At 37.7% G+C, this 25,512-nt stretch carries 28 protein-coding genes; 13 read left to right on the top strand and 15 right to left on the bottom strand.

What is annotated here, in order from left to right; all coding sequences use genetic code 11:
* Positions 1-7 precede the first annotated feature (7 nt).
* Entirely contained in the window at positions 8-769 is a 762-nt protein-coding gene (locus MMF97_RS08270) for an autotransporter domain-containing protein (RefSeq protein ID WP_243361408.1), read from the bottom strand.
* 146 nt (positions 770-915) lie between these two features.
* Between MMF97_RS08270 and MMF97_RS08265 the strand changes: the two genes are divergently transcribed.
* Entirely contained in the window at positions 916-2,370 is a 1,455-nt protein-coding gene (locus tag MMF97_RS08265) for a serine hydrolase (protein WP_243361407.1), read from the top strand.
* 11 nt (positions 2,371-2,381) lie between these two features.
* The gene (locus MMF97_RS08260; protein ID WP_243361405.1) at positions 2,382-2,903 is read left to right on the top strand and encodes a hypothetical protein; all 522 of its coding nucleotides are present in this window, start codon (positions 2,382-2,384) and stop codon (positions 2,901-2,903) included.
* 149 nt (positions 2,904-3,052) lie between these two features.
* Here the strand turns inward: MMF97_RS08260 and MMF97_RS08255 are convergent, their stop codons facing one another.
* The 4 genes from MMF97_RS08255 to MMF97_RS08240 all read right to left on the bottom strand — a co-directional run bounded on the left by MMF97_RS08255 (position 3,053) and on the right by MMF97_RS08240 (position 6,115).
* Complete coding sequence (locus MMF97_RS08255) at positions 3,053-3,631, bottom strand: YdeI/OmpD-associated family protein (protein WP_243361403.1); 579 nt, start codon at positions 3,629-3,631, stop codon at positions 3,053-3,055.
* Between the two features lie 361 nt (positions 3,632-3,992).
* Positions 3,993-4,535, bottom strand: a complete 543-nt coding sequence (locus tag MMF97_RS08250) for a hypothetical protein (protein WP_243361401.1) — start codon at positions 4,533-4,535, stop codon at positions 3,993-3,995.
* Between the two features lie 261 nt (positions 4,536-4,796).
* Positions 4,797-5,420: a chloramphenicol acetyltransferase gene (locus tag MMF97_RS08245; RefSeq protein WP_243361399.1), complete on the bottom strand. Its 624-nt coding sequence runs from the start codon at positions 5,418-5,420 to the stop codon at positions 4,797-4,799.
* Positions 5,421-5,422: 2 nt separating this feature from the next.
* Entirely contained in the window at positions 5,423-6,115 is a 693-nt protein-coding gene (locus MMF97_RS08240; protein WP_243361397.1) for an HAD family hydrolase, read from the bottom strand.
* A gap of 60 nt (positions 6,116-6,175) precedes the next feature.
* Between MMF97_RS08240 and MMF97_RS08235 the strand changes: the two genes are divergently transcribed.
* Positions 6,176-6,751: a Crp/Fnr family transcriptional regulator gene (locus MMF97_RS08235; RefSeq protein ID WP_243361395.1), complete on the top strand. Its 576-nt coding sequence runs from the start codon at positions 6,176-6,178 to the stop codon at positions 6,749-6,751.
* Between the two features lie 462 nt (positions 6,752-7,213).
* Here MMF97_RS08235 and MMF97_RS08230 read toward each other — a convergent pair whose 3' ends face one another.
* The 3 genes from MMF97_RS08230 to panB form a co-directional block, all read right to left on the bottom strand.
* Positions 7,214-7,834 (bottom strand): hypothetical protein, encoded by a 621-nt coding sequence (locus MMF97_RS08230; RefSeq protein ID WP_243361394.1) that lies wholly within the window; start codon positions 7,832-7,834, stop codon positions 7,214-7,216.
* 198 nt (positions 7,835-8,032) lie between these two features.
* The gene (locus MMF97_RS08225) at positions 8,033-8,719 is read right to left on the bottom strand and encodes an RluA family pseudouridine synthase (RefSeq protein WP_243361392.1); all 687 of its coding nucleotides are present in this window, start codon (positions 8,717-8,719) and stop codon (positions 8,033-8,035) included.
* Positions 8,720-9,025: 306 nt separating this feature from the next.
* On the bottom strand, positions 9,026-9,841 hold the full coding sequence (gene panB / locus MMF97_RS08220) for a 3-methyl-2-oxobutanoate hydroxymethyltransferase (RefSeq protein WP_243361391.1): 816 nt from the start codon (positions 9,839-9,841) through the stop codon (positions 9,026-9,028).
* A 254-nt stretch (positions 9,842-10,095) separates the two neighbouring features.
* Between panB and carA the strand changes: the two genes are divergently transcribed.
* Positions 10,096-11,208, top strand: a complete 1,113-nt coding sequence (carA, locus tag MMF97_RS08215) for a glutamine-hydrolyzing carbamoyl-phosphate synthase small subunit (protein ID WP_243361389.1) — start codon at positions 10,096-10,098, stop codon at positions 11,206-11,208.
* 16 nt (positions 11,209-11,224) lie between these two features.
* Here the strand turns inward: carA and MMF97_RS08210 are convergent, their stop codons facing one another.
* Positions 11,225-12,382: a helix-turn-helix domain-containing protein gene (locus MMF97_RS08210; RefSeq protein WP_243361387.1), complete on the bottom strand. Its 1,158-nt coding sequence runs from the start codon at positions 12,380-12,382 to the stop codon at positions 11,225-11,227.
* A gap of 134 nt (positions 12,383-12,516) precedes the next feature.
* On the opposite strand from MMF97_RS08210, the gene MMF97_RS08205 reads away from it, so the two are divergent.
* Together MMF97_RS08205 and MMF97_RS08200 are read left to right on the top strand one after the other, a co-directional pair.
* Positions 12,517-13,242 carry a hypothetical protein gene (locus tag MMF97_RS08205; RefSeq protein WP_243361385.1) on the top strand — a complete coding sequence of 242 codons (726 nt, stop codon included), beginning with the start codon at positions 12,517-12,519 and terminating at the stop codon, positions 13,240-13,242.
* Between the two features lie 37 nt (positions 13,243-13,279).
* Entirely contained in the window at positions 13,280-13,768 is a 489-nt protein-coding gene (locus tag MMF97_RS08200) for a hypothetical protein (RefSeq protein WP_243361384.1), read from the top strand.
* A 314-nt stretch (positions 13,769-14,082) separates the two neighbouring features.
* Here the strand turns inward: MMF97_RS08200 and MMF97_RS08195 are convergent, their stop codons facing one another.
* Positions 14,083-15,075 carry a GlxA family transcriptional regulator gene (locus MMF97_RS08195; protein ID WP_243361381.1) on the bottom strand — a complete coding sequence of 331 codons (993 nt, stop codon included), beginning with the start codon at positions 15,073-15,075 and terminating at the stop codon, positions 14,083-14,085.
* A 138-nt stretch (positions 15,076-15,213) separates the two neighbouring features.
* On the opposite strand from MMF97_RS08195, the gene MMF97_RS08190 reads away from it, so the two are divergent.
* The 5 genes from MMF97_RS08190 to MMF97_RS08170 all read left to right on the top strand — a co-directional run bounded on the left by MMF97_RS08190 (position 15,214) and on the right by MMF97_RS08170 (position 18,806).
* A complete protein-coding gene (locus MMF97_RS08190; RefSeq protein ID WP_243361379.1) occupies positions 15,214-15,624 on the top strand; it encodes an SRPBCC family protein in 411 nt (136 codons plus the stop codon).
* Positions 15,625-15,638: 14 nt separating this feature from the next.
* Positions 15,639-16,130 carry an SRPBCC domain-containing protein gene (locus tag MMF97_RS08185; protein ID WP_243361377.1) on the top strand — a complete coding sequence of 164 codons (492 nt, stop codon included), beginning with the start codon at positions 15,639-15,641 and terminating at the stop codon, positions 16,128-16,130.
* Positions 16,131-16,283: 153 nt separating this feature from the next.
* Positions 16,284-17,051 carry an ABC transporter ATP-binding protein gene (locus tag MMF97_RS08180; RefSeq protein ID WP_243361375.1) on the top strand — a complete coding sequence of 256 codons (768 nt, stop codon included), beginning with the start codon at positions 16,284-16,286 and terminating at the stop codon, positions 17,049-17,051.
* A 28-nt stretch (positions 17,052-17,079) separates the two neighbouring features.
* The gene (locus MMF97_RS08175) at positions 17,080-18,171 is read left to right on the top strand and encodes an ABC transporter permease (protein ID WP_243361373.1); all 1,092 of its coding nucleotides are present in this window, start codon (positions 17,080-17,082) and stop codon (positions 18,169-18,171) included.
* A 62-nt stretch (positions 18,172-18,233) separates the two neighbouring features.
* Positions 18,234-18,806 carry an NADPH-dependent FMN reductase gene (locus tag MMF97_RS08170; protein WP_243361371.1) on the top strand — a complete coding sequence of 191 codons (573 nt, stop codon included), beginning with the start codon at positions 18,234-18,236 and terminating at the stop codon, positions 18,804-18,806.
* On the opposite strand, the gene MMF97_RS08165 is transcribed toward MMF97_RS08170, so the two are convergent.
* The gene (locus tag MMF97_RS08165) at positions 18,807-19,544 is read right to left on the bottom strand and encodes a L,D-transpeptidase family protein (RefSeq protein ID WP_243361369.1); all 738 of its coding nucleotides are present in this window, start codon (positions 19,542-19,544) and stop codon (positions 18,807-18,809) included. It lies immediately after the preceding gene.
* Between the two features lie 62 nt (positions 19,545-19,606).
* On the opposite strand from MMF97_RS08165, the gene MMF97_RS08160 reads away from it, so the two are divergent.
* Complete coding sequence (locus MMF97_RS08160) at positions 19,607-21,691, top strand: vWA domain-containing protein (protein WP_243361367.1); 2,085 nt, start codon at positions 19,607-19,609, stop codon at positions 21,689-21,691.
* Positions 21,691-22,302 carry a trimeric intracellular cation channel family protein gene (locus tag MMF97_RS08155; protein ID WP_243361365.1) on the top strand — a complete coding sequence of 204 codons (612 nt, stop codon included), beginning with the start codon at positions 21,691-21,693 and terminating at the stop codon, positions 22,300-22,302. Before MMF97_RS08160 ends, MMF97_RS08155 begins: the two co-directional genes overlap by 1 nt.
* A gap of 3 nt (positions 22,303-22,305) precedes the next feature.
* On the opposite strand, the gene MMF97_RS08150 is transcribed toward MMF97_RS08155, so the two are convergent.
* The 4 genes from MMF97_RS08150 to fabG all read right to left on the bottom strand — a co-directional run bounded on the left by MMF97_RS08150 (position 22,306) and on the right by fabG (position 25,473).
* Positions 22,306-22,812, bottom strand: coding sequence for a hypothetical protein (locus tag MMF97_RS08150; RefSeq protein WP_243361363.1), 507 nt, complete (start codon positions 22,810-22,812; stop codon positions 22,306-22,308).
* Between the two features lie 53 nt (positions 22,813-22,865).
* On the bottom strand, positions 22,866-23,165 hold the full coding sequence (locus MMF97_RS08145; RefSeq protein WP_243361362.1) for an FtsB family cell division protein: 300 nt from the start codon (positions 23,163-23,165) through the stop codon (positions 22,866-22,868).
* Between the two features lie 84 nt (positions 23,166-23,249).
* Positions 23,250-24,545 carry a phosphopyruvate hydratase gene (eno, locus tag MMF97_RS08140; protein ID WP_243361360.1) on the bottom strand — a complete coding sequence of 432 codons (1,296 nt, stop codon included), beginning with the start codon at positions 24,543-24,545 and terminating at the stop codon, positions 23,250-23,252.
* Positions 24,546-24,729: 184 nt separating this feature from the next.
* Complete coding sequence (gene fabG / locus MMF97_RS08135) at positions 24,730-25,473, bottom strand: 3-oxoacyl-[acyl-carrier-protein] reductase (RefSeq protein WP_243361359.1); 744 nt, start codon at positions 25,471-25,473, stop codon at positions 24,730-24,732.
* Between the last annotated feature and the right edge of the window lie 39 nt (positions 25,474-25,512).

Raw genomic sequence — 25,512 nt, 5'->3', positions numbered from 1 at the left:
AAAACTGTTAAAATACATAACCCACACGGATACCGTTAACCAGTGAGGTTCCGAATTTGCTTATAGAATTGCTGCTATAATAATTCGGTGCCGGTACATTCTGTCCGGTTACTTTAACTTCAGGTGTTTTGTAATTTATTTTTGAATAACCCAAGTTAAATTCATAGCCTAAAAAGAAGTTCTTAGCCATATAAAAATCAAATCCTGCCACTGCAGTTATGCCAAAACGATTGTAAGCACCCTGAACTACGCTTGTGGTAGTATAATACGGCAAGCTTGTTCCGATCTGGTAATACACAATTTCGAGCCAGCCATTTTTAACCGATGTGGCATAAGAACCGTTATTGCTTTCTTGTTTTGCGCTTTTTGTACCCCATGTAACATCCAAGCCCACATACGGAGACAATCTTTTGGTTCCTTTAAAATGTTTTTCTATTCCTATATTTAAACCAAAGCTCGTACTGCTTCTTTTATCAGAATTATAGCTGGCCTGTGCTCCGTAAGGGTTGCCATAATTTGAATTAGAGTCAAGGGTATTTACATTAAACCCTAATCTTAAAGCCAGTTGTGAATCTATAAAATATCTTCCTTTTACTTGGTTAAGTACATTGTTAAAACTCAGGTTTCCTTTAAAAGGATTAAAGTTCAGTTCTGTAGAAAAACTGCCTTTTACAGGTTTAAGATCTGTAGTTTCTGCAGTTTGAGATTCCTGCGCGTTGGCACAGAACGTAACTATTGCCAAAGCAATACATAAAAACAATTTCTTCATGGTTGGTTTATTTTACCGCGAAGATAATCGTTATTAACTAAATGAGAATTAATTCTTTAAAGTTTTATTTAGTTATAAACATATAGGGGTTAAAATATAGCTTTAGAACTCTTGAATGCTATATTTTATACTTAAATTGCATGGCTATGAAACGTACCTTAATCCTGTTTGTTTTTCTATTCGGTTATATGATCTGTTATGGGCAAAGCTCAAAATTAGATCAGTATATTAAAAACATCATGCAGGAACGGCGCATTCCCGGTTTGCAACTGGCTATAATACAGCATGGAAAAATTGTAAAACTACAGCAATATGGTCTGGCCAATATTCAGGATTCGATTAGCGTAAATCAGCATACTTTGTTCCCCATTAACTCTATTACCAAAGCTTTTGTAGGTGTAGCCGTCATGCAATTGGTTGAGCAGGGAAAACTGGATCTGGAAAAACCGGTTTCCGCTTATTTAGATAGTTTGCCTGGGGCGTGGCAAGCGGTAAAAATTAAACAATTGCTGAGCCACCAATCTGGGTTACCCGAAATTTTTGGAGATGAGCCTGTGCCTGAAGGCGAGGAAAAAACGGCATGGAAAAACGTACAAACGATGCCCATGCAATTTAAACCCGGCGAAAGTTTCAGCTACAACCAGACCAATTACCTGCTCATCGGAAAAATTATAGATAAGTTGAGCGGAAAACCTTTTGCCCAGTTTATACAAGAAAAGCAATTAGATGCCGCAGCATTAAAAACCACCTGCTTTGGCGATGCACATACTGTGATCAGGCAACAGGCAAGAAGCTATACTTTTTTTCATAAGGTAGATGGAAAAACTATCCGTACCAGGGAAATCGGGAATGTTTTTGAAGAAGTACCTCCGTTTTTACGTACGGCTGCCGGAATGAACTCAAACGCGGAGGAACTGGCCAAATGGATCATTGCGCTGCAAGCTGGCAAATTGCTACAGAAAAACAGCTTGCAAACACTTTGGAAACCTACTATATTGAACAACGGAAAAATCGCCGGATTTAGTACCATGTTAAACGGTTATGCTTTGGGCTGGCCGGTTGCTCAACGTGAGGCACATCCTGCCCTGGCCCCTATCGGCGGTGGACGTTCTGCTATATTTGTTTACCCGCAAGACGATCTGACTGTAATTGTACTTAGCAATATGCAAGGTTCTAGCCCTGAAAGTTTTATGGATGAAATTGCAGGTCATTTTGTACCCGGGATGCTCGCTGAAAATGGTTTTGGTCTCCCTCCTGCTATACAGCGATTGAGAAGTAAATTACTTGAAAAAGGCTTTGCCCATGCAATTGAAATGGTTAAGGCCGAAAAGAAAAAGAATGCAGATTATACACTTGCCGAAAATGAAGTCAATGCCTGGGGTTATCTGTTGGTATCGCAAAAGAAACCTGCCGAAGCGTTGGAAATTTTTAAACTGAATGTGTACCTCTATCCTAAAAGCGGTAATGCTTACGATAGCCTGGCCGAAGCCTACCAAAATGGAGGTCATAAAGCACTGGCCATCTATAATTATGAGCAATCGCTAAAATTTGATCCAAAGAACAGCAATGCGATTAAACAAATAGAACTGCTCAGAAAATAAGTAATAGCAAAATGATTAACCCTATCCAGGCAAAACCCATCAGCTTTATTGCGCAACTGTATATACCTGCACTCAAAGGTTTAAAAACACAGACCCGTCGTCTGATCAGAGGTTTAGATGAAAAAGAAGGATGGCTGGTTAAAGAGCTAGAAGGAAATCGTTGCAAACTGTATCATCCTGCTCAGGGTATAGAAACCGAAATTAGCTCTGCCTGGGAAAAAGACGATATCCTGTTCCTGCAAAAATATACAGATATGCCTTTAAGCGAAGCCGAAACTTTTTTCAGGGTAAGCGCTGTACGGGCCGAAAATTTGCAAGAAATCAGTAATGCCGATTGCGAAAAAGAAGGGATCTTAAAATGTGAAACATCAGGTTTGTATCAGGGAGCCCTCCTGCCCCAAAGCAAAGATTATGCGTATTATGCCGAAATTAAAGATGCCTACCGCTCGGTATTTGAAGGAATTTATGGCGATGGTTACTGGAACCTGAACCCGCCTGTTTGGGTATATGAGTTAGAAATAAGAAGTTTATAGACCGAAGTTGGATGTCTGAGGTTAGGTGTTAATTAGTATGAAGTCCGAAGACCGAGGTCAGAAGTTGATAGACCAATAGCCCGGGATCAGAAGAGTAGACTGAAAACTAAATGCTAACTACTGAATACTAAAAACTAAAAACCAACTCTCTAATCATTAATGCCTTTACCACTCAAGATCTGCGGAATATACTTTTCTACCCTTGCCTCACGTGTTTTGGCTTGTTTGGGTTGCGAGAAGTGGAACAAATAAGCTCTTTGTCGGCCTGGAGTAAGTGCCTCAAAAGCCATTTTTAATGCAGGTAGCGCATCTAACTTAACCTGCAATTCTTCAGGAACATCAAAATCTTCAGTTTTCTTCAAGGCTACTTTTAAACCTGCTTTCTCTATTTCAATTGCTTCAAAAATACAGGCTTTGATGTTGTTTCGCTGCGTTTTGATCTGTTCAACATCTGTAAAACGAGCCTGCCTTGCTGCCTGTACATTTTCAGTCTGTTGAATTAGAAGACCATCGGCATTGCTCAATAAAGCGCCTTTAAAAAACAATAGAGCACAATATTCTTTAAACCCATGTATCAGCACAATATTTCTTCCGTTTAAAGTATAGCAGGGTTGTCCCCATTTAAAATCTTCAGTAAGTCCGCAGTCGAGTATTATATTTCTCAGTTCTGTAAATTCCTGTTGCCACTGGCTGGCCTTACTGATCATTGCATCTACTTTAGGGTTCATCGGCTCTTTTTTTGATAAAAATAAGAAAAGTTTAAAATTTGTTTTACTCTTACCCTTTTCGCCAGTCCGAACCTGTTTCGGAATCTATTAAGGGAAACGCTAAGATGCTGACCTGAAGCGAAGCAGAAAGCTACGTAGTAAAATAAATTCAACAAAACACTCACTCTTATCGTCTCCCTGAACTCGTTTCAGGGTCTTTATCTATGATGATTAAAGATGCTAACCTGAAGCGAAATAGAAAGCTACGCAGTAAAATGAACCCTATAGCTATCGGGTCAGCATAACGATTATTTTTTGTATCGGCATGACGAGCCACCACTTGCCGTCATTCCGAACTCGTTTCGGAATCTATTTGACAATATTATTTAAACTGAAATCCTTTCGGCAATTTTGATATATCCAAATCTTTTGGATCTGCCCCATTGATTAACGAAGCAATGACGTATTCTTTTTTAAAGCCCTCAAACTCATCATAGCTTAAATCAAAAAACGATTGCAAATTGACACTTTCCAGTCGCTCTCCCTTATCTACAAAATCATCTTCGTAAATTCGTAAAAACTGCTTTTTCAGTATCTCTCTGACTTCAAAAAAATGATACTTTATAAAATCCCCCTCATTAATCCTGAATATTCTTTTTAACACAGTAAAATCATATAATTCATTTTCAGAAATAGAATCGTCTTCGAGAATAAAATTTGCATAACTGATTAGGTATTGGAGCGTATCTAATTTTGCATCACTGATATTACGAATACCATATTCTAACAGAATAGATTCTATATCATCAAGTTCTGTTTCGGGTTTTGTTAAAGCTTTACCAATTCGTTTAATATAATCTTTGCACGAACTTATAAATGTTTCATCATTACTAAATTCTATAAAAGAGGCAGATAATTTATACATCTCAAAAGTTAAACTTCTAAAATACAAAAAGTTAAAAAGAAATCAAGGTAAGCTCTGAACTTATTTTAGGATCTATAGATGCGGCATGAAGTGTAATGAAAAGCCACTCAATATCCTTTGCCGTCATTCCGAACTCGTTTCGGAATCTATTTGACAATATTAAGATGAATTTTGTAATTGTCACATTGAGCCTTCGGGGAGTTGTTGAAATGTAAATGCTCTATATGAAGGCTTCGACAAGCTCAGCCTGACATACGATTGCTATGAATTCATCAACTCTTGAAACCTTTCTACAAAAATTCCTACGTGGTAACCATCTGCCAAACCATGGTGTACGTGAACCGAAATGGGCATAGTTCTTATTTCGTCGTTAATGGTCATCTTACCAAACGATATTTTAGGGCAACTATCAGGAAAAGAAAAACTACGGGCATGAGAAAGTGATGTAAAATCTAACCAGGGCAAAGCCGAGCAATGGATTACGTTCTCTCCCGAAGCAGAAGGCAACAGACCTGTGGCCGCCTTTACCTGCTCTGTTTCTTCTTTAGCCATACGGTAAAAAAGCTCCTCATCGGTATTGTAATCCATATAAGCAAAGCCAAAAGTACCATTGGGCCGGGCTATGGTAGGCGAAGCGTTCACCTGATCAAAAAGGTAAACTTCCTGATCTATGATGCGGTAACGAAAGTTTTCTATTTCATTGGCTGCTTTTAAGGCCCGGTACAGATAATACAGAAAAAACGAACGCCCTGCGGCTTTAGCTTTTTGGTAAGCTGCTGTGCAATCTATGGTAACGGTAACGCCAAAAAAAGGTTCTTCAAATTGAGAGAAAAAACGAAAATGTTCTTTTCGGATCCATTGCTCTATGTTTACAGGTGTTTTCATGCTTAATCTAAATGTTGTAAAATGGCATCTATACTTTTAAGTTCTATAAATTGCTCGTGTTCTATATTAATGTCGTGCTGTTCGTGTATCCAGGTAATATGATACGGAATGTGTGCTGCATAAGCACCTAGCTCCAGTACTGGCAGCACATCAGATTTGATGGAATTGCCTAACATGAGAAAATTTTCTGCCTTGCAATCCAGATGTTTTAAGAGCTTACGGTAATCGGCGGTCTGTTTATCGCTCATGATCTCTATATGATGAAAATAATGTTCCAGCCCTGATTTTTTAAGCTTGCGTTCCTGATCAAGCAAATCGCCTTTGGTAGCTACCACCAGTCTGTATTTATCTTTTAATTCACTTAAAGTTTCATGTACGCCCGGCAGCAGTTCAAGCGGCTTTTGCAACATTTCCTGTCCTAAAGCTATAGCTTCGTTAACCAAAGTTATCGGGGCGGTATGGTTAGAAACGCGACCAATGGTTTCGATCATGCTCAACATAAAACCTTTTATGCCATAACCATACAGGTGCAGGTTATCCATTTCAGTTTTGAACAGTTCCTTCAAAACGCTGTGCTGTGGCAGATAGTCTTCAAGCAATGCACAAAACTGGTTTTCTGCCTCCCTAAAATAGGGCTCATTTACCCAAAGGGTATCATCGGCATCAAAGGCAATGGTTTTTACCTGGTTTCTCATTAAAATTTGTAATTTTCTACCTGCAAAAATCGGCAGTTTCAATTTCTTAACAAAGGACATTTGTCCCGAAAACTTATGTTGCGTACCAATTCTAATTTTCTGGCTTATGCCGAACAGCTTTACAACCAACAGGCAAACAAAGCCGATATTATACTAAAGTCTTTTGCCAAAGGCGAAAGATTACTGACCCAGCATGAAAAACCCACTAAAATTATGCTGATCAAAGAAGGCATTACCAAATGCTTTTTTACCGAAACAAACGATAAGGAGTTTATTGTTGAATTTCTAGGTAAAGGTGAAATTACCGGAGAGATTGAACTGATCAGGGGTGGCAATTGTTTATGTAGTATAGAAGCTTTAACCGATGTAAGTGTGTATGCTTTTTCCCTGCCTTTTTTCAATGAATTGCTTAAAAAAGATCTTGCTCTAAATCATTTGCTACTCAAGGCCTTTGCCGGACGCATTATCGATACGGCAAGCCGGGCTTCTTACCAGCAACTACATACTACCGAGCATAGTCTGGCTAAACTATTAGAACTGCAATCTAAACAGGATATGGCGATTTCTAAAGAGGATATGGCGGCTTATCTGGGTATTTCTTTAAGAAACCTGAACCGGGCTTTAAAGAAGTTGTAATTTTTTAAATCCAGTCTAACGTACTCGTCGTGCTGAACCGTCCTTATTCGTCATGCTGACCCGATAGCTATCGGGTTTGTTTTACTTTGCGCTTTGCTCCAGATCAGCATCTTTAATGAGGAGGAAGTAAAATAATAAGCTGCATTGTATCAAATACTATTTTTACTATTAAGTATCTGTATCGCTACCTCGGGTTCTACTTTTTTCATAATGCTTTTATTATTTTTTAAGGTATTCAAGCTTGCTTCGCAGGTTTCCTGTAGCTGAAAAAGTAGACAAAAAAGCCACGGCTGCGCCTGATGCTTTAAAGCCTATGCGCAGGCTTATTACTATTTACCGCATCAGCCAAGGCCGATTTAGCTGAACGGAGAGATATTGATTAGGCTTGATACAACTTTAACTACATTAACAGTCTTTTAATGGTGGTAATTACTTTATACAGAACTCATTTCATTCTGTAACTTAATAGCCCTTAATCATTGCAAAAATTATTAAGGATGCTAACCCTACACAAATAAGAGCGGGTAACCACACAGCACGTTTTCTATACTTGAAATCTGTGGGAATAAATTTTTCCCAAGAGTAGTGTAAAACTATTGCACCAAGTGCAGAAAGCAAAAATGTTCTTCCTGTAAGTATAAAGTTTATTTTATCTAAATATTCAGACAAGATAACCTGAAATGTAGTGTAAACTACTCCAAAAGCAACTACCCCAAAGGCTGTCTTTTTCTGGTTTAATTTTGCCAGATTTATTGCTAATAAAATAGAACCTGTTATAACGCCAAAAAGTACGCTGAAGATCCAGATTACCCGCTGCGAATATAATGGCATTGCAGAATCGTCTTCAACTGCATTTTTATCCCAATAAGTTTGTTTAGCAGGTTGTTCATTCTCTTTCTGTTCTCTCTCCTCTATTAACGCTTTGATGCGCTCGGTTTCATGCTCGTCAAAGTTTTCTCCCCTACTCTGTAAAATTTCAAAAGCATATTGAACGGCTTCGCTGAGGAATGAATTTTTAGCATTAAGGTATTGATATAGTTCTTGGGTCGTCTTTTTCTCTAAAACGCTTTTTTTAACGCTCATAAATATGTTTAGTGTTTGTTTGGTGGGTAAAGATATTAGATTTAGAATGAATTGGAATGACAAAAAGAATAATCGTCATGCTTAATCATTCTTATTCATCATCTGAACTTGTTCCCAAAAATTTAACTAACAGGAATAGACCCTGCAATAATTCCGATAGCTATCGGAACAGGGTGACGGCAGGAGAAAATCTAAATATTAATACTTCTCAAAACGCTCCCAGAAACCATCTACAGGTAGAGGCGCAAATATGCTTACAGGTTCTTTTTTTACAGGATGCAGAAACTCCAGCTTGCGGGCATGTAAACAAATGCTGCCTTTACGGCTGGCCCGAGGGTAGCCATATTTGTTATCGCCAACTATAGGACAGCCCATAGTTGAAAGCTGTACCCTTATCTGGTGCGAGCGACCAGTAAGCGGATTTACCTTTAACAGGTAATAACCATCTAATTCGGTCAATTGCTGGTAACTCAGTTCACAATACTGACTACCGGGAACTTCGTTATCATAGGCTTTTACCACATTTTTTTGTGGATTTTTAATAAGCCAGTTTACCAGTTTGGCCGTAGCTTTAGCGGGTTTTTTACGCACAACGGCAAAATAGGTTTTGGTAACCTCGCGGTTTTTAAATGCCGCATTCATGCGATCTAAGGCTTTACTGGTTTTAGCAAATAAGATTACACCGCTAACCGGACGATCTAAGCGATGTACTACGCCCAAAAATGCCGCTCCCGGCTTGTTGTATTTTTGGGCAAGGTAATCTTTTACCATTTCATCGAGCGGTTTATCGCCGGTTTCATCTACCTGCACAATATCGCCTGCTCTTTTGTTTACTGCTATTAAATGGTTGTCTTCGTATAATATATCCTTATCGGTAACGGGCATTAGTTGGTTAAATGTTTAAATCGATAAAATGATCAATCGTAGTTTGCTGCTCGGTTTGGGTTGGTTGCATTTTTTTTTGTCAACTAAACCCGATTGAAGTGTAAATACCTTTTGTTTATCCTTACCAATTATTTTGTGTCGCGCTGAGTTTATCGAAGCGTTTCTGCTATGAAAATCCTTCAACAGGCTCAGATGACATAAGTACTTAACAAAAGATTGAGACGAAAAGCAGATGGTTTAACCGGTAAACGCTGAAACTACTTTTCAAAAAATCTTTACCCCTTGTTCTTTTATTCTTATTACAAATTAATACTGTTCTTTCTCGTTAGGAAAATCAACTGCTTTTACATCTCGAATGTAGTTTTGTGCTGCGCCTTTAATCCCCTCATACAGATCCAGGTACTGGCGTAAAAAACGCGGCCTGAAACCTTTGGTTAATCCAATCATATCGTTCACTACAAGCACCTGTCCATCGCAATGTGGCCCCGCTCCTATTCCTATGGTAGGTATTTGTATAGATTGGGTTACCTCTCCTGCTAATTTTGCTGGTATTTTTTCTAGTACAACGCCAAAGCAACCTGCTTCTTGCAAGGCCAATACATCTGTTTTCAGTTTTGCGGCCTCTTCTTCATCTTTGGCTCTTACGCTGTAAGTTCCAAATTTATAGATAGATTGCGGTGTTAAACCCAAATGTCCCAATACTGGTATGCCTGCTGCAACAATACGCTGAACCGATTCTACCACTTCTGTACCGCCCTCCAGCTTAACGCCGTGCGCTCCAGATTCTTTCATGATACGGATGGCCGATTTAAGCGCTTCTTTTGAATCGCTCTGGTATGAACCAAAAGGAAGATCTACTACCACAAATGCCCTGTTAGCACCTCTTACCACCGATTGTGCATGATAAATCATCTGATCCAAGGTAATAGGTAACGTAGTTTCATGCCCTGCCATTACGTTTGACGCAGAATCGCCAACCAAAAGCACGTCTAAACCTGCATCATCCAAAATGGTGGCCATAGAATAGTCGTAGGCGGTTAGCATGGCAATTTTCTCGCCACGTTGCTTCATTTCCTGTAGAATATGCGTGGTAACACGCTTTACTTCTTTATGTACCGACATGTGTTTTGTTTTGATATGTACAAAGGTAAACTTTTGCTTTTGTAAATGTACGTTTTATTAATTTGTTACAAACTTGGAGGCCTTTGTTAAAAAAATTAAAAAACTGATTTTTTTTCTTTGAAAAAATGTACTTTTGTGCTCTGAAATGAATGAGTTCGATCAGAAAGTTCAGGCTACTTTAATACACGAGGAAATTACGATAAGGCCTCATTCTTTATTTTCTTTTTTTACCCACAATTTTTATTGTTTTTTAAATGACTAACTACGCAAAATTACCTGCAATTTTGTTACTGGCCGATGGCACAGTTTTTTACGGCAAAGCGGCCGGAAAAATTGGTACCACAACGGGAGAAATTTGTTTTAACACCGGTATGACGGGCTACCAGGAGGTTTTTACCGATCCTTCTTACTTTGGGCAGATCTTAGTAGCCACCAATGCACATATTGGTAACTACGGCATACATAAAGATGAGGTTGAATCTGATTCGATAAAAATTGCCGGACTGGTTTGTAAAAACTACAACATACAGTATTCTAGAAAAGAAGCAACTGAGTCTATCCAGGATTATTTTCAGAACGAAAATATTGTGGGCATTTCTGATATAGACACCCGGGCTTTGGTTCGTCATATAAGAGATAAAGGCGCAATGAATGCTATTATTTCTTCGGAAATTACCGATTTGCAGGAGCTTAAAAACAAGCTTGATGAAGTGCCGCCAATGAGTGGCCTGGAGCTTTCTTCTGTAGTTTCAACTAAAGAGCCTTATTACTATGGTAATCCTGAAGCTCCTCTTAAAGTAGCTGCTTTAGACTTAGGTATTAAAAAGAACATTTTGCGCAACTTTGATGACAGAGGCGTTTATGTAAAGGTTTTCCCTGCCAAAACTTCTTTTGAGGAAATGGAAAAATGGGGTGCAGACGGTTATTTTATTTCTAACGGCCCCGGCGATCCTGCGGCTATGCCTTATGGTATTGAAACCGTTAAAGCTGTTCTGGCTGCCAACAAACCTATGTTTGGTATTTGCTTAGGCCATCAGTTATTAGCTGAGGCTAACGGTATTGGTACCATGAAAATGTTTAACGGACACCGTGGCTTAAACCATCCGGTTAAAAATATCATTAAAAACCATTGCGAAGTTACTTCTCAAAATCATGGTTTTGGTGTAATTCCTGAAGAGGTTAAAAACTCTGATAAAGTAGAGATTACACATATTAACCTTAATGATGATTCTATTGAAGGGATAAGAGTTAAAGGTAAAAAAGCGTTTTCGGTGCAATATCACCCTGAAAGTTCTCCGGGCCCGCATGATTCGCGTTACCTTTTTGATGATTTTATTGCAATGATCAAAGGAGAATTGGTTTGGTAACCCCAAACCAATTTTTTTATGGGCAGGTTAATTCCTGCTCTTTTAAATAAGCGGTTGGTGTTAAACCGGTTGTTTTTTTAAATGCCCGGTAAAACGCTGCCTTAGAACCAAAACCACAATTGTAGCCCACGGCTTCTATCGTAATATTGGCACTTTCCATACACAACAACTCTGTTTTTGCTTTTTCTATACGTGCCGTATTGATCAATTCAAAAAAACTTTTCTCAAAATAACGGTTAATTGCTTCCGATAAGATATAGGGTGGTATATTTAAAGTATCAGCCATTTGTTTAAGGCTTAAATCTTCATCGTACAACAAAGGATTTTGTGCCAGAAAATCTTCAATTTGCTGTCCTAAACGATCTATACTTTCACTGGTTTGAAAAGAATTCTGGTATTTATGTTTTTCTGTGATTGCTTTTGGCTGAGGATCTGGGGTCAGGCTATTGTTAAACAACACAGAAGTGTTTAACGATTTAAGCACGATAATAAAGTAGATCAGCGTACTGAAATAGCCTAATATCAAACTGCTCTGGCTTACATTGGCATAATATAAGGTAAAAGGCACCAGCAAGAAGGAAAATGCCAGCAAAGCAATTACAATATCCCTGAACCATTTTAGCCTGAGCTCTTCTGACCTGGCATAGGTCTGATTTATTTTTTTAAGGTAACGGTTAATCACATTTATACTGGCCAACAGATATACGGTAAAACATAGTAACATGCCACACAACAACAGTACATTTATAGAGGTATAACGTTTTGCTTCTGCTGTACCTGTATAATAATAATCGGCAAGGCTCTCTCCTTTTTTAGAGAACAGCAACATTAAAAGGTGTATAACTGCCGGTAAAACAATAAGGAGATGAAAAGCATCTTTTTTTACCAAAGGCTGTGCCGTTAAAGCACGTGTATAAAAATAGAACAGCGGGCCCAACCCACTTAAAATAACACCACACAAAGGATCGAAAAATGGTATATGACTTAACCAGCCCATCTGTAACAGTACATGTTGCACATGTATAAATGAAAAGCAAAAAAGAAAAAGTGCCAAAAACCGATTGGCCGTATGGTTATTTCTTTTTACTGCCAAAACCACAGCAAAAAACCATAAGTGCGCCCAGCAAAATAAAGACAGGTAGAATGAAAATGACGGAGACACGTTGCTATACATCTGTTCTGGTTATTGAATTTAAAAGTACAAAAGTTTATGTTCATTTTTTCATGTATCACTTTATAAAATGAGCCGGTTTTGTACTTACAGGCTTATAATTTTGGTTTCATAAAACCGACTTAAAACAAAAAAACATGAAAAAATTATTCATTCTAAGCTGTGCATGTGTGTTACTTTTTACGCTTTCATGCAAAAAGAAAAAAGATAACGTTGAGGAAGTGTACGTATGTACCTCATGTTCTCAAACCCCTGAAGGTGTGGCTGCTAATGACAACAGCAGTAAGGGTATTTATAAAGGCGTGATCATAGGCCCATCTGGAACCATTAAGTTTGATATAGCCAATACCAGCAGTAATTCTATTACAGCAAGTATGGTTATAGATGGCACAAAGGTTACTTTAACCTCTACCGTAGCCTGGGTTGCAGGTCAGCTTTATGTAGCACCATTTAAAGGTACCTTAAACGGACAGGAAGTCTCTGTTACCTTTTCGGTTAGTGCTTCAGGAACCGGAGCTACCATTGTTGCGGCAAGTATTCCCGGCCATTCAAATGCCATATTCAGTATAGCCAAAGAAACCTCTACCGCATTGGTAAGATGCTTTGAAGGTACTTACCAAACTTCTACCAATAAAAAAGGCACGTTCAATATCATTGTCTCTACCCTATTAAAAGGCTGGACAGGTAAAGCAAGAGAAGATGGCGCACAATCTACTGAAGATATATCCGGAACTTATGTAAACAATATTCTGATTGATGCATCGGGAGCTACCATAGCACCTATTAACGGTGATGAGTTTTCGGGTTCTTTTAAAGACAGGAGCAATACCACCATTACTGTAAAAGGGAAAAGGACTTTGTAAGAAGATAGAACAGGTTCATAAATTCAATTAAAAAACGATGAAAACAAAAACCCTTTTTAAAATCTTTCTGGTAGCCGTATTAATGGTTACATGCAAATTGGCTACCGCACAAATATACCTTACAAGTAGTTCCAGTAGCACTTTTGAATTTCCAAATGGCCCTACAGAATGGTCTAAGCCAGTATTATTAAAATTAACCTCCGAAAAATTTGAAAAGAAAGGCTTGGAAGGCGTTCCACTTGAGTTCAAGATCAAAGTGACCAAAAAGGCCTCGTCTAAACTTGCTCCCTGCAAATATGAAGTTGAGGTAAAAAATTTATCCGATAAACAAGGAATTTCTTTCGAAGCCAGAAATGATTATACCGACCCATCTAACAAATACATCTACCACAAAGTAAAACTCAAAGCAGGCGAAACCGCAACTTTTGATATTGCCTATTGGCATTTGGGCTGGGATGTAAAAACCATGGAAGGTTGTACCACCTGCAGTTGGAACTTTGTTTTTGTAGAGGTTAAGCCTAATTAACCTCTACATGAAAAGATTTATAAAAATTTCAGGTAAAATAACGTTAGGGTCTGCTATCGTAGCAATTATTGGCGGAATCTGTTATGAATTATTAAGGAATACTTCACTAAATAAAGGAAATGCCTTAAATGTTATTTTTATAATCTCTTTTTACTTTATGTTATTGAGCATTTTAGGGTTGATTATTTTTTTAATTTCATTATTCATCAGTCTAATCCAGAAAAAAACACTTTAGCAATTCATATAAAAATCTAACTCTTAAATTATCTAGAAAGAAACTAATGGCTAATCCATAAATAATAAGATTGTGCCTATTAAACCCTGTCAATTAGTTTAGATCGATTGTATTTTTCCCGGTATTCTAAAGGCGACATCCCGGTATTTTTTCTAAATACTTCTCTAAAAGCTTTTGCATCTGAATAACCCACATCGTACATCACTTCATGCACGGTTTTGCGATTGGTTTCAAAAGCCTTTTTAGCTGCTTCAATTTTTACCCTTTGCGCATATTCAAGCGGCGTATTACCTGTGGCTTTGATAAATCTCCTGTCAAAGTTACGCCTGCTTACTGCAAAATTAGATGATAAGGCTTCAACAGAGATCCTTTCTTGTAAATGAGTTTCAATATGCAATTGTGCCCGTTCTACCATTTCATCACCATGCAGTTTTTGCCCGGTAAAAATGGCAAATTCAGATTGACTGTTCCTGTCAATTTCAATTTGAAAAACCTTTGCACAGAAAACTGCAGTTGAACGGTCGTAATATTTTTCTATCAGATAAATCATAAGATTTAAAAAAGAATAAGCCCCTCCATTGGTATAAATACCATTCTCGTCTGTAATTAAACGGTCGGTTTGTAAATTTACCTGCGGAAACATTTTTCTGAAATGATCTGCAGCAGCCCAATGTGTAGAACAGCTTTTGTGATTAAGCAATCCCGATGAAGCCAATAAAAAGGCTCCCGTACAAATACTGGCTACTTCTGCCCCGTTTTTATATTGTTTTTCAATCCAGTCTGTAAGTGCACTATTTTGTGACAGGGCCTGTTCATAATTGTGATTTAATGAAGGAATAATGATCAGGTTGGTTTTGCTGATTGCTGAGATGTTTACATGTGGTTTTACAGCAAATAAGCCTTCATAGTAATCTACCTGTTGCGAAACCCCTGCCACTTCAATTTTATATAGCTCATCTTTTCCTGTACTTTTACAATAAGCATTAGCCCGCATAAACAGCTTATACGCACCTACAATGCTGCTCAGGTTATTTCCTTCTCCCTCGGGTACTACTATGGTTATATGTTTCATCAGCTCTTTTTTACAAAAATAAGAAGATATAAAGTCCAAATCAACCCGTCATAAAGTCTTATTTACACACCAATCAATTCATTTTTAGCCAGCATCTTTGTTAAACAAATATTTTATTTATTCTTAAAAAACTGAGTTATGACAGCTATTCTCCACAAATTATCTATAAATGCTCCCATAGAAAAGGTTTATGAAGCCATTACCACTCAAGAAGGTTTATCTGGTTGGTGGGCTAAACAAACCACAGCCAAACCTGAATTAAATTTTATCAATACATTTACTTTCGGCAACAGCCTTACAGAAATGAAAATCGTTCAGCTTATTTCCAATAAAAAAGTAGAATGGTTATGTATCAACGCTAATGAGGAATGGATGAATACCCACATTTCTTTTGATCTGGAAGAGAAAGATGGAAAAACCATTGTACGTTTTTCTCATGGAGGCTGGCAGGCGGCCACAGATTTTTTTGCCGATTGTAATTTCAATTGGGCAAAATTTTTGTACAGCTTAAGACTATTATGTGAAACAGGCTCAGGAAATCCAGTTTAAAAATTATATAAATCATGGAAAACAAGAATTACACAGCAAGCTTTCTCGTAGATCAGGATGCAAAGACTACTTTTAATGCCATCAAAAACTTTAGAGCCTGGTGGTCTGAAGACATAGAAGGAAACACGGATCAACTTAACGAAACATTTTTCTATCATTATAAAGATGTTCATTTGTGCAAACTGAAACTGATTGAAATGATACCCGATCAAAAACTGGTTTATCTGGTATTGGACAACCAATTCAACTTTATTGATGATAAAACCGAATGGGTAAATACCAAACTTATTTTTGAAATCGATAAAGAAGGTGAACAGACAAAAGTGGTTTTTACGCACGAAGGACTTACACCTGCAGAAGCTTGTTATGAAATCTGTAATGAAGCCTGGAGCAATTACATTAACAACAGCCTATTTAAATTGATTACCACAGGTAAAGGCTTACCCAATCCAAAGGAGAAAGAGGGTTTTAATGCAGAAATCGTTAAAAAATGGCAACTTGAATAGTTACTTATTCCCGCTCATCATATCTATCATTTTTTCAATTTTATTTTAACCGGTGTTAATTCACCGGTTATTTTCTGCATTTGGCTGGATTTTTAAAGGCGTTAACTTAAAAATTCATTTTCTTTTCATGCAAAGCTTCTTACTTTTACAGGTATGAAAAATAACCGTGCTATAATTAGCGTAAAAAACTTGGTTAAAAACTACGATGCCTTTGAAGCTGTAAAAGGTATCAGTTTTGAAGTTTATGAGCATGAGATCTTTGGTTTATTAGGTCCTAACGGTGCAGGCAAAACCACTACACTCGAAATTATTGAGACCTTACGTGAAAAAACATCAGGAGAAATTCTGGTTGATGACTTAGATGTTGACAAAGATGCCAGCGCCATTAAACGCATTATAGGCGTACAGTTACAGGCTGCAGGCTATTATCCTAATCTTAACCTTACTGAACTTTTAGAGCTTTTTGGCGGCTTGTACAATGTAAATATCAACCCGGCAGAAATGCTGGCTAAGGTAAACCTTCAGGATAAAGCTAAAGCCAAGTACAAAGAACTTTCTGGTGGACAAAAACAACGTTTCTCTATTGCCACCACTCTCATCAATTCTCCTAAAGTTATTTTTCTAGATGAGCCTACCACTGGATTAGATCCACAGGCCCGTCGCAATTTATGGGATCTTATTATCGAGATCCGCAATAATGGCACTACCGTTGTAATTACCACCCACTACATGGATGAGGCAGAGCAGCTCTGCGATAGAGTAGCTTTTGTAGAATCGGGCGAGATCATTGCTTTAGATACGCCTGATCATTTAATTGATAATTTGGTTGCCAGTGGATTTGAACGCAAAAAAGAAGTGAAGAAAGCCAATCTGGAAGATGTATTTATCAACTTAACCGGCCGGGCATGGCGTGACAATTAATCCTTAAAAATCAAAAGACTGAAAAAGAATGCAACAAAAATACAATAACACCAAAGCAACCCTAGCACTAGCTAAAGCCAGTTTCCGTTCCATTACCCGCAGCCCTTCGGCTGTAGTGTTTACACTGGCCTTTCCCTTAATCTTTATCCTGGTTTTTGGATTCTTAGGGAGCGGAGGCACTAAAATAGATGTAGCCGTAGATCCTAAATCTGATATGCAAAATCCGGTCATAGCGGCTTTACAGAAGATTCCGATGATAAGGTTAGCCACCAATGATACCGAACAGAATATTAATAGCAGCTTGCAAAAAGGCAATTACGATGCAGTAATCAATATACAGAAAAATCCTTCGGGCTTACCTGCTTATTTTACCAATGTAACCTATACATCTGCTTCTTTAGATAAAGGCAACATCTTAAAATCGGTATTAAATGAACTTACCTATCGTTTAAATATGGTAAATCAGGTACCTGCGGTTACCGAGATCAGAGCCAGCACGGTTACAGGCCGAGAATACCGTACAATTGATTTTATCTTACCCGGACAATTGGGTTTCTCTTTACTGAGCACAGGCGTTTTTGGTACTGCTTTCGTGTTTTTTAGTTTGCGCCAAAACCTAGTGATCAAACGCTTTTTTGCTACTCCTGTAAAACGTTCGAGCATTGTTTTTGGCGAAGGTATTGCCCGTATAGGTTTTGCCTTATTGGGTGCCTTATTTATCATTTTGATAGGTCATTTTCTCTTTAAATTTACTTTAATAAACGGGGCGGTCACTGTGATCAATATGCTAATCATGGCTTTGCTTGGGCTCATTGTTTTTATGGGATTTGGTTTCGTTGTATCGGGGCTTGCCAAAAATGAAAGCACCATACCTCCTATTTCAAATATCATTACACTGCCTCAGTTTTTGTTATCAGGCACGTTTTTTTCAATCAATGCTTTTCCTAACTGGCTGCAACCTATTAGTAAAGCCTTGCCATTAACCTATTTAAATGATGCCATGCGCAAAATTGCTTTTGAAGGTGCAGGCTTATGGGATGTAAAACACCAGATCTTAATTATGTTAATTTGGGGTGTGGTTATTTATGCCGTAGCCGTAAAAACATTTAAATGGGAATAAACTTGTGTATTAATCCATATGTTATTGTAATTTAAGGGTATTAAATTACAATAACATAAAATATGGAAAGTAAACACATCTTAATCATATCTGCCAGTGTACGTAAAGGCCGCCGTAGTCATAACGTTGCCTTATTCTTTCAGAATTTTTTACAGGAGAAGTATCAGATAAAGGCTTCTATAGCTGATCTGAAAGATTACCATTTTCCCATCTTTGAAGAACGTTTAAGGTTTTTAGAAAATCCTTCAGCGCAAGTTCTTGAATTATCTGATCGGATAAAACAGTCCGATGGACTGATCATTGTTTCACCGGAGTACAACGGCGGTTATCCTGCCAGTTTAAAAAACGTTATTGATCTTTATTATGATGAGTGGAAACGTAAACCCATTGCTATTTCTACGGTATCAGATGGAGGTTTTGGTGGTGCGCAGGCACTTACTTCCTTACAATTTCAGTTATGGAAAATCGGAGCACTCACTATACCGGCCATGTTTCCAGTACCTAATGTAGGGAACAATTACAATGATCAAGGCGAGCCCACGGATAAAGAAGGCGCACATAAACGAGCCACTAACTTTATCAATGAGCTTTTTTACTGGATCGAAGCTAAAAAATTGAAAGAGGCGAACAGTTAGTTATTTAATAAGATACTGTCCGTTTTGCTGGCTTATTTGCAGCAAACGTTTATGTTGGTTAAAATAATCATAGCCTTTTTTAAGATTTTGCCAGAATGTTAGATTTTGCGGAAAGCTTTTAGCATACTTCTGCATATTATCATCTTCCATTTTAAATGGGAAAATATAAACTGGAATATTTTCCTGTCCGGCATTTTTGGCCTCTACTGCCAACACATATACCTCTCTTATTTTATCGTCTGTTAAAGGTATGCAACCTACGGTTTCGCATGCGCCATGAATATAAATATCTCCTCCCGGTTTACGGTCTTTTCCTGTACGGGCAAGATCAACCTGGTTAGGGTAATCAACCCCTAATGATAAGTGAAAACTACTTAATGGATTAAATACATTGATGGTATAAAAACCTTCAGGTGTTTGCAGGTCACCTTCCATTACTTTAGGGCCTAAAGTACCCGAGAATTTGCAAAAATCATATGTTTTAAACAGCCTGAACTGCTTTTCATCTCTTGATTTAAGCCATAATTCCAGTTTATTTTCTTGTTTATAGGCAATCATTAACAACTGGAACGAGTTACCTGCTTTGAATTGTTTCAGTTCATTACTTAACATGTTCCATTTTAGCTCATAAGCAGTCTTTACACGGTCAAAACCGATTTGATAGGTTTTAAAACTGTTTTGGGCATCAACTTTCATAGCCAACATTAAAATATAAAGGAAAACAATAACTTTTTTCATCTTTTTAGTGAACTTACCGATAGGCAATTTAGTTTAAAATTAGCATCTTTACGCTAACGGCTATGAATAATTTTTTTACGGCAGGTACAGCTTTAGCAATTTTAGGATGCCTGATTTTAGGTAGTTTGTACGCATGGTTAATGTATTACAGTAACCGTCAACTCGACCATCGTCTTAAAATAGCTTTGACCATAGCCAGAGCTTTGGCCGTAAGCTTAATTGCTTTCCTTCTATTTGCACCCTTAATTAAAAAGGTATCTCATACACTTGAAAAACCACTGATTGTAATTGCGCAAGATAATTCACTTTCGGTAGTGCAGGCAGAAGCACCTTCTTTTAACGCAAAAAAATACCAGAATGACCTGCAGCAGTTAAGTAAAAAATTAAGCGAAAAATTTGAAGTAAAAACTTACAGCTTTGGCGATAGTGTAAGGCAGGGCCTAAACTTTTCTGGAAAAGACAAGACTACCAATGCAAACGCACTTATTACTCAGATTAACGATGAGTTACTCAACCGTAATGTAGGTGCTATCATATTGGCTACCGATGGTATTTTTAACCGCGGCGGAAATCCGGCTTATGAGCTGAATAAAATTAAAAGTCCGGTTTACACCATAGCACTTGGCGATACGCTTCCTAAAAAAGATGCTTTGGTGGCCAATGTAAACTACAATAACTTGGTTTACCTTGATAACGATTTTACTTTGGATATACAGGTGCAGGCTACAGATAGCAAAGGTGAAGAAACCCGACTTACCATTTTAGAGGATGGAAACAAAATAAAAGAAGAACCTATTAGTATCAATTCTTCTGCTTTTGTAAAAGATATTGCTGTTAAATTAAAGGCAAGCAAGATGGGTATGCATAAATATACCATCAGCATTGCCCCGCTCAAAAATGAAATTACCACCCGCAATAATAGCCAGACCATTTTTGTAGAGGTTATAGATGGCCGACAGAAAATTCTTCTTGCCGCAGCTTCGCCACATCCGGATCTGGCTGTAATCAGGCAGGCCGCAACACAGAATAAACATTACGAAGTAGATGTAGTTTTAGCTGATGAACTAGATAACATCGATCTCAGCAAATACAATTTGGTCATTTTACATCAGCTACCAAGTGCAGTATTTAACAACAATGCTTTTTTCAATAAGTTACAGCAAAGCAAATTATCCTGCTGGTTTATTTTAGGCGCACAAAGCAATGTCAATGCTTTAAATCAGATACAAAAAAGCGTACAGTTTGTCAGGTCGTCTAACAATACACAGGAAGTTTTTGGTTACCTGACCAATAACTTTACCTTATTCAATATTGAGCTACCTGATGTTAAACAGCTTCAGCAGTATGATCCACTGATCAGCCCAACTGCTAATTTCCGTATTAACGGAGCAAATTATACGGTTTTAAACCAACGCATTGGTAGGGTAAATACCGAAAGTCCTTTATGGTTCTTCATGACAGATGATGATAAAAAACTAAGCTTTTTACTTGCAGAAGGCATCTGGAAATGGAAACTGGAAGAAGCCAAGAGCGAAAAAAATTATCCTTTTGTAAATGAGCTGATCAATAAAACTATTCAGTATTTATCTGTTAAAGATGATAAGCGAAAATTTAAGGTTTATCCCGCCAAAAGTACTTTTGAAGAAAATGAGAACATTGTATTAAATGCAACTTTATATAACGATGCTTATGAACCAGTAAATACACCTGAAGTAAACGTGGTTTTAAAAAATACTGAAGGCAAAACATTTAATTATGCTTTCTCTAAAACTACCAATGCCTATCATTTAGATGCAGGCATGTTACCTAAGGGAACTTACAGCTATACGGCTTCTACCACATTAGGTGAGAAAAAATATGAAGCCAAAGGATTAATTTATATCAATGAAACAATTGTTGAATATCAGCAGACCACCGCAAACCATCAGTTACTGAGCCAGATTTCTGTGCAGAGTGGTGGAAAAATGTACCTGCCTGATAACCTGCTTAAGATTGCTGATGAAATAGAGAAAAGTGATAAAGTAAAAACAATAAGTTACGAAGACAGAAAGTTTGAAGAACTGATCAGTTTAAAATGGCTTTTTATACTGATATTGCTTTTACTAAGTGCCGAATGGTTTTTGCGTAAACGTAATGGAGAAATTTAATGGAGATCACAACCACTTATACCATTGAAACTTTAGGTACCATAGCCTTTGCTATCTCAGGTACATTTGCGGCCATGCAAAAGCGCCTGGATCCTTTTGGTGTGCTGATCATTGCCTTTGTAACCTCTATTGGTGGCGGTACTGTACGCGACATGCTTTTGGGAGACACTCCGGTAGCCTGGATGCGTAACGTAAACTACTGTCTGTTGATCTTGTTCACTTCAATTGCTACCATATTTTTTAAAACTCATATCAAAAAATTCAAGGTAACACTTTTCCTGTTCGACTCGCTGGGATTAGGTTTATTTACGATGGTTGGTGTAGAAAAAGGATTACTTTTTGGCCTGAGCCCAGGTATGTGTGTGGCTTTAGGCACCATTACGGGTTGTTTTGGCGGGGTTATTCGTGATACCTTATTAAATACTATTCCACTTATTTTCAGGAAAGAAATCTATGCAACAGCCTGTATCATTGGGGGGGCACTTTATTTTGCGCTTGTCTATTTTAATGTAGAAAATAATTTAGCCCGCTTTATTGTAATCGCTTTTATTTTTAGTTTACGTGTAATTGTAGTGAGGTATAAATTAGCACTACCTAAATTTACGTACTGATAGTTATCGATCTATTTGTTTCAGAAATTCAGCAGTTTTATTCTGCTGGTAAGCATCATTTAACTGCCAAAGCAGGTTGGGCCATCTTTTTTTATCACTTTCTTTATTCAGATAGGGCAATACAATATTAACGGCCCCAAGAGTCTGCTCGTTTTTATCTTTTATCTGCGGATGTTCAAGCATAAATTTAGTAAGCGCAGCCATGTACATTAACAGTATATCAGAATCGAAACCAAAAAGATTCATCTCTCTGTCTTCAACATAAAAAGTGTAATCGGTTGTACCATTCATCCAGCGGATCAGAAAATTACCGGCTTCAATGCGCTGCTGGTTTCTCCTTTCTATAGAAGTAGCAAAAAGATAGTTACTTACTTTTAAAGCTGTAGGTTCGGCAGTTTTATAGTTTGCACTTTTATTCAGCTTTACAGCTTTGAGATTAGGCAGCTCCTGTGCCCGGCAAATAGAAAATCCTAACAGAAATACAGTTACCAAAATAAAAAGCTGTTTCATGCTATTCTTAAACATATGCCTATTGTAATGTTAAAAGCAGGCTTTGCTATCGCTTATTTTTTCTCTTCAGCTTTTACAACCACAAAAACATCTTCATTATCTTTTTTCATGAAATATTTTTCGCGGGCAAATTTTTCAGCTGTGGTGAGATTGCTGTCTAACTCTTTCAGATCTTTTTTTACCTGGTCTGTTTCTTTGGTATAAAAGTCTTTTTCCTGTTTAAGTTTATTCAACTGTGTACTGTATTCATATTGTGAAATCACATCGTTTTTATCAAAAAACAACATCCACACGGTAAAAGCCACCACAGCTATGAAGTACTTATTTTTAAAAAGATCTAAAAGCTTTTTCATTCAAAACAAAGATATAAATAAAAAACGTTCGAAGATTTTATTTCTCCGAACGTTTTGCAAATCTGTTTTTCAACATATTAACTTTTACTTTCTGGCATATTTAAAGTTTTTACCGATAAATTTTGCCGCACTACCCAATTCTTCTTCAATACGCAATAATTGGTTGTATTTTGCAATCCTGTCGCTACGCGATGCAGAACCGGTTTTAATTTGTCCGCAGTTTAAAGCCACTGCTAAATCTGCAATGGTTGTATCTTCAGTTTCTCCTGAACGGTGGCTCATTACTGAAGTATAGCCGTTGGTTTGTGCCAAACTAACCGCATTAATGGTTTCTGTTAATGACCCGATCTGGTTTACTTTTACCAGGATAGAGTTTGCGGTATGTGTATCAATTCCTTTTTGTAAACGCTTAACGTTCGTTACAAACAAATCGTCTCCTACCAATTGTACACGGCTTCCGATTTTCTCTGTTAATAATTTCCAGCCATCCCAGTCATTTTCATCCATTCCATCCTCAATAGAAATGATCGGATATTTTTCACTTAACTGAGCCAGATACGCTGCTTGTTCTGCGCTGGTACGAACGGCACCTTTATCGCCTTCAAACTTGGTATAATCGTATTTTCCGTCTTTGTAAAACTCAGATGATGCACAGTCTAAAGCCAGGCAAATATCTGATCCCGGTTTATAACCTGCTTTTTCAATCGCTTTAAGTACAGTTTCAATGGCATCTTCGGTACCTTCAAAAGTTGGTGCAAAACCACCTTCGTCACCTACAGCAGTAGATAAACCTCTGTCGTGTAAAATAGCTTTCAGGTTATGGAAAACTTCTGTACCCCAACGCAAAGCTTCAGAAAACGAAGCTGCACCTACCGGCATGATCATAAATTCCTGGAAAGCAATAGGCGCATCTGAGTGCGAACCTCCGTTAATAATGTTCATCATCGGGATAGGTAAAGTGTTGGCATTTACCCCACCAATATAACGATATAGAGGCTGCCTGCTTTCTTTTGCCGCAGCTTTTGCCACTGCTAAAGAAACACCAAGAATGGCATTAGCTCCTAAATTTCCTTTATTTTCAGTTCCGTCTAAATCAATCATTAACTGATCGATCAGGTTTTGTTCAAAAACATCAACACCCTGCAAAGCCTGGGCAATTTTTGTATTTACATTTTCTACCGCTTTTAACACGCCTTTACCTAGGTAAGTGCTTTTATCTCCATCACGTAACTCTACCGCTTCGTACTGCCCGGTACTTGCACCCGATGGTACGGCTGCACGTCCCATGAATCCGTTTTCGGTCATTACTTCAACTTCGATTGTTGGATTGCCTCTCGAATCGAGAATTTGCCTTGCATGAACATCAATAATTAAACTCATATGAAAGATTTTTTTGAATAATTAACTTAGTGTAAAAAGTACAATTAGTAAGCTTTACCCAAAGTTAAACTATTTTTTAAATTTTGCTAAGCAAACCTAAATATTTTTGCATTAACAATGCATAAAAAAAGCGGAAATCTTTGTGATTTCCGCCTGTATATCTGTTGGTTCTGTTTTAAAAATTTTAAAGCATACCTCCACAAACCGATAAAGTCTGTCCGGTAACGTAAGCGCTCATATCTGAAGCCAGGAATATGCAAACATTAGCTACATCATCCGTTTCGCCAGCACGTTTTAAAGGAATTCCTGCTTCCCATCCTTCAACTACTTTAGGATCTAAAACATCTGTCATCTCTGTGCGGATAAATCCTGGAGCAACTACATTTGCACGGATATTACGTGAACCCAATTCTTTTGCTACAGATTTGGTAAATCCAATGATGCCTGCTTTTGAAGCCGCGTAATTGGCCTGTCCGGCATTACCCTGCACACCTACTACAGAACTCATGTTAATGAAAGTACCCTTACGGTTTTTCATCATAATTTTTGAAGCCGCTTTGGTAACATTGAAAACCGATTTAAGGTTTACATTGATCACTTCATCCCAGTTTTCTTCTGTCATGCGCATCAACAAACCATCTTTAGTGATACCTGCATTATTTACCACGATATCAATTGTTCCAAAGTCTGCTACAATATCGTTGATCAATTGTTCTGCTTCTGCAAATTTAGAAGCGTCAGAACGGTAACCTTTTACTTTTGTACCAAAACTTTGCAGTTCTTGCTCTAAAGCCTGTCCTTTTTCTACTGATGACAAATAAGTAAAAGCCACATTTGCACCTTGCTCGGCAAATTTTTCAGCAATTCTTCTTCCTATTCCTTTAGATGCACCTGTAATTAAGGCGGTTTTTCCTTCTAATAATTTCATTTATAAAATGTTTTTATTTGGTTTTGTCAGGCTGACAAT

The organism is Pedobacter montanisoli (assembly GCF_022809115.1).
Classification (GTDB): Bacteria; Bacteroidota; Bacteroidia; order Sphingobacteriales; family Sphingobacteriaceae; genus Pedobacter; species Pedobacter montanisoli.
The sequence above is the reverse complement of the archived record's forward strand: the minus strand, read 5'-3'. Positions and strand labels throughout refer to the sequence as shown.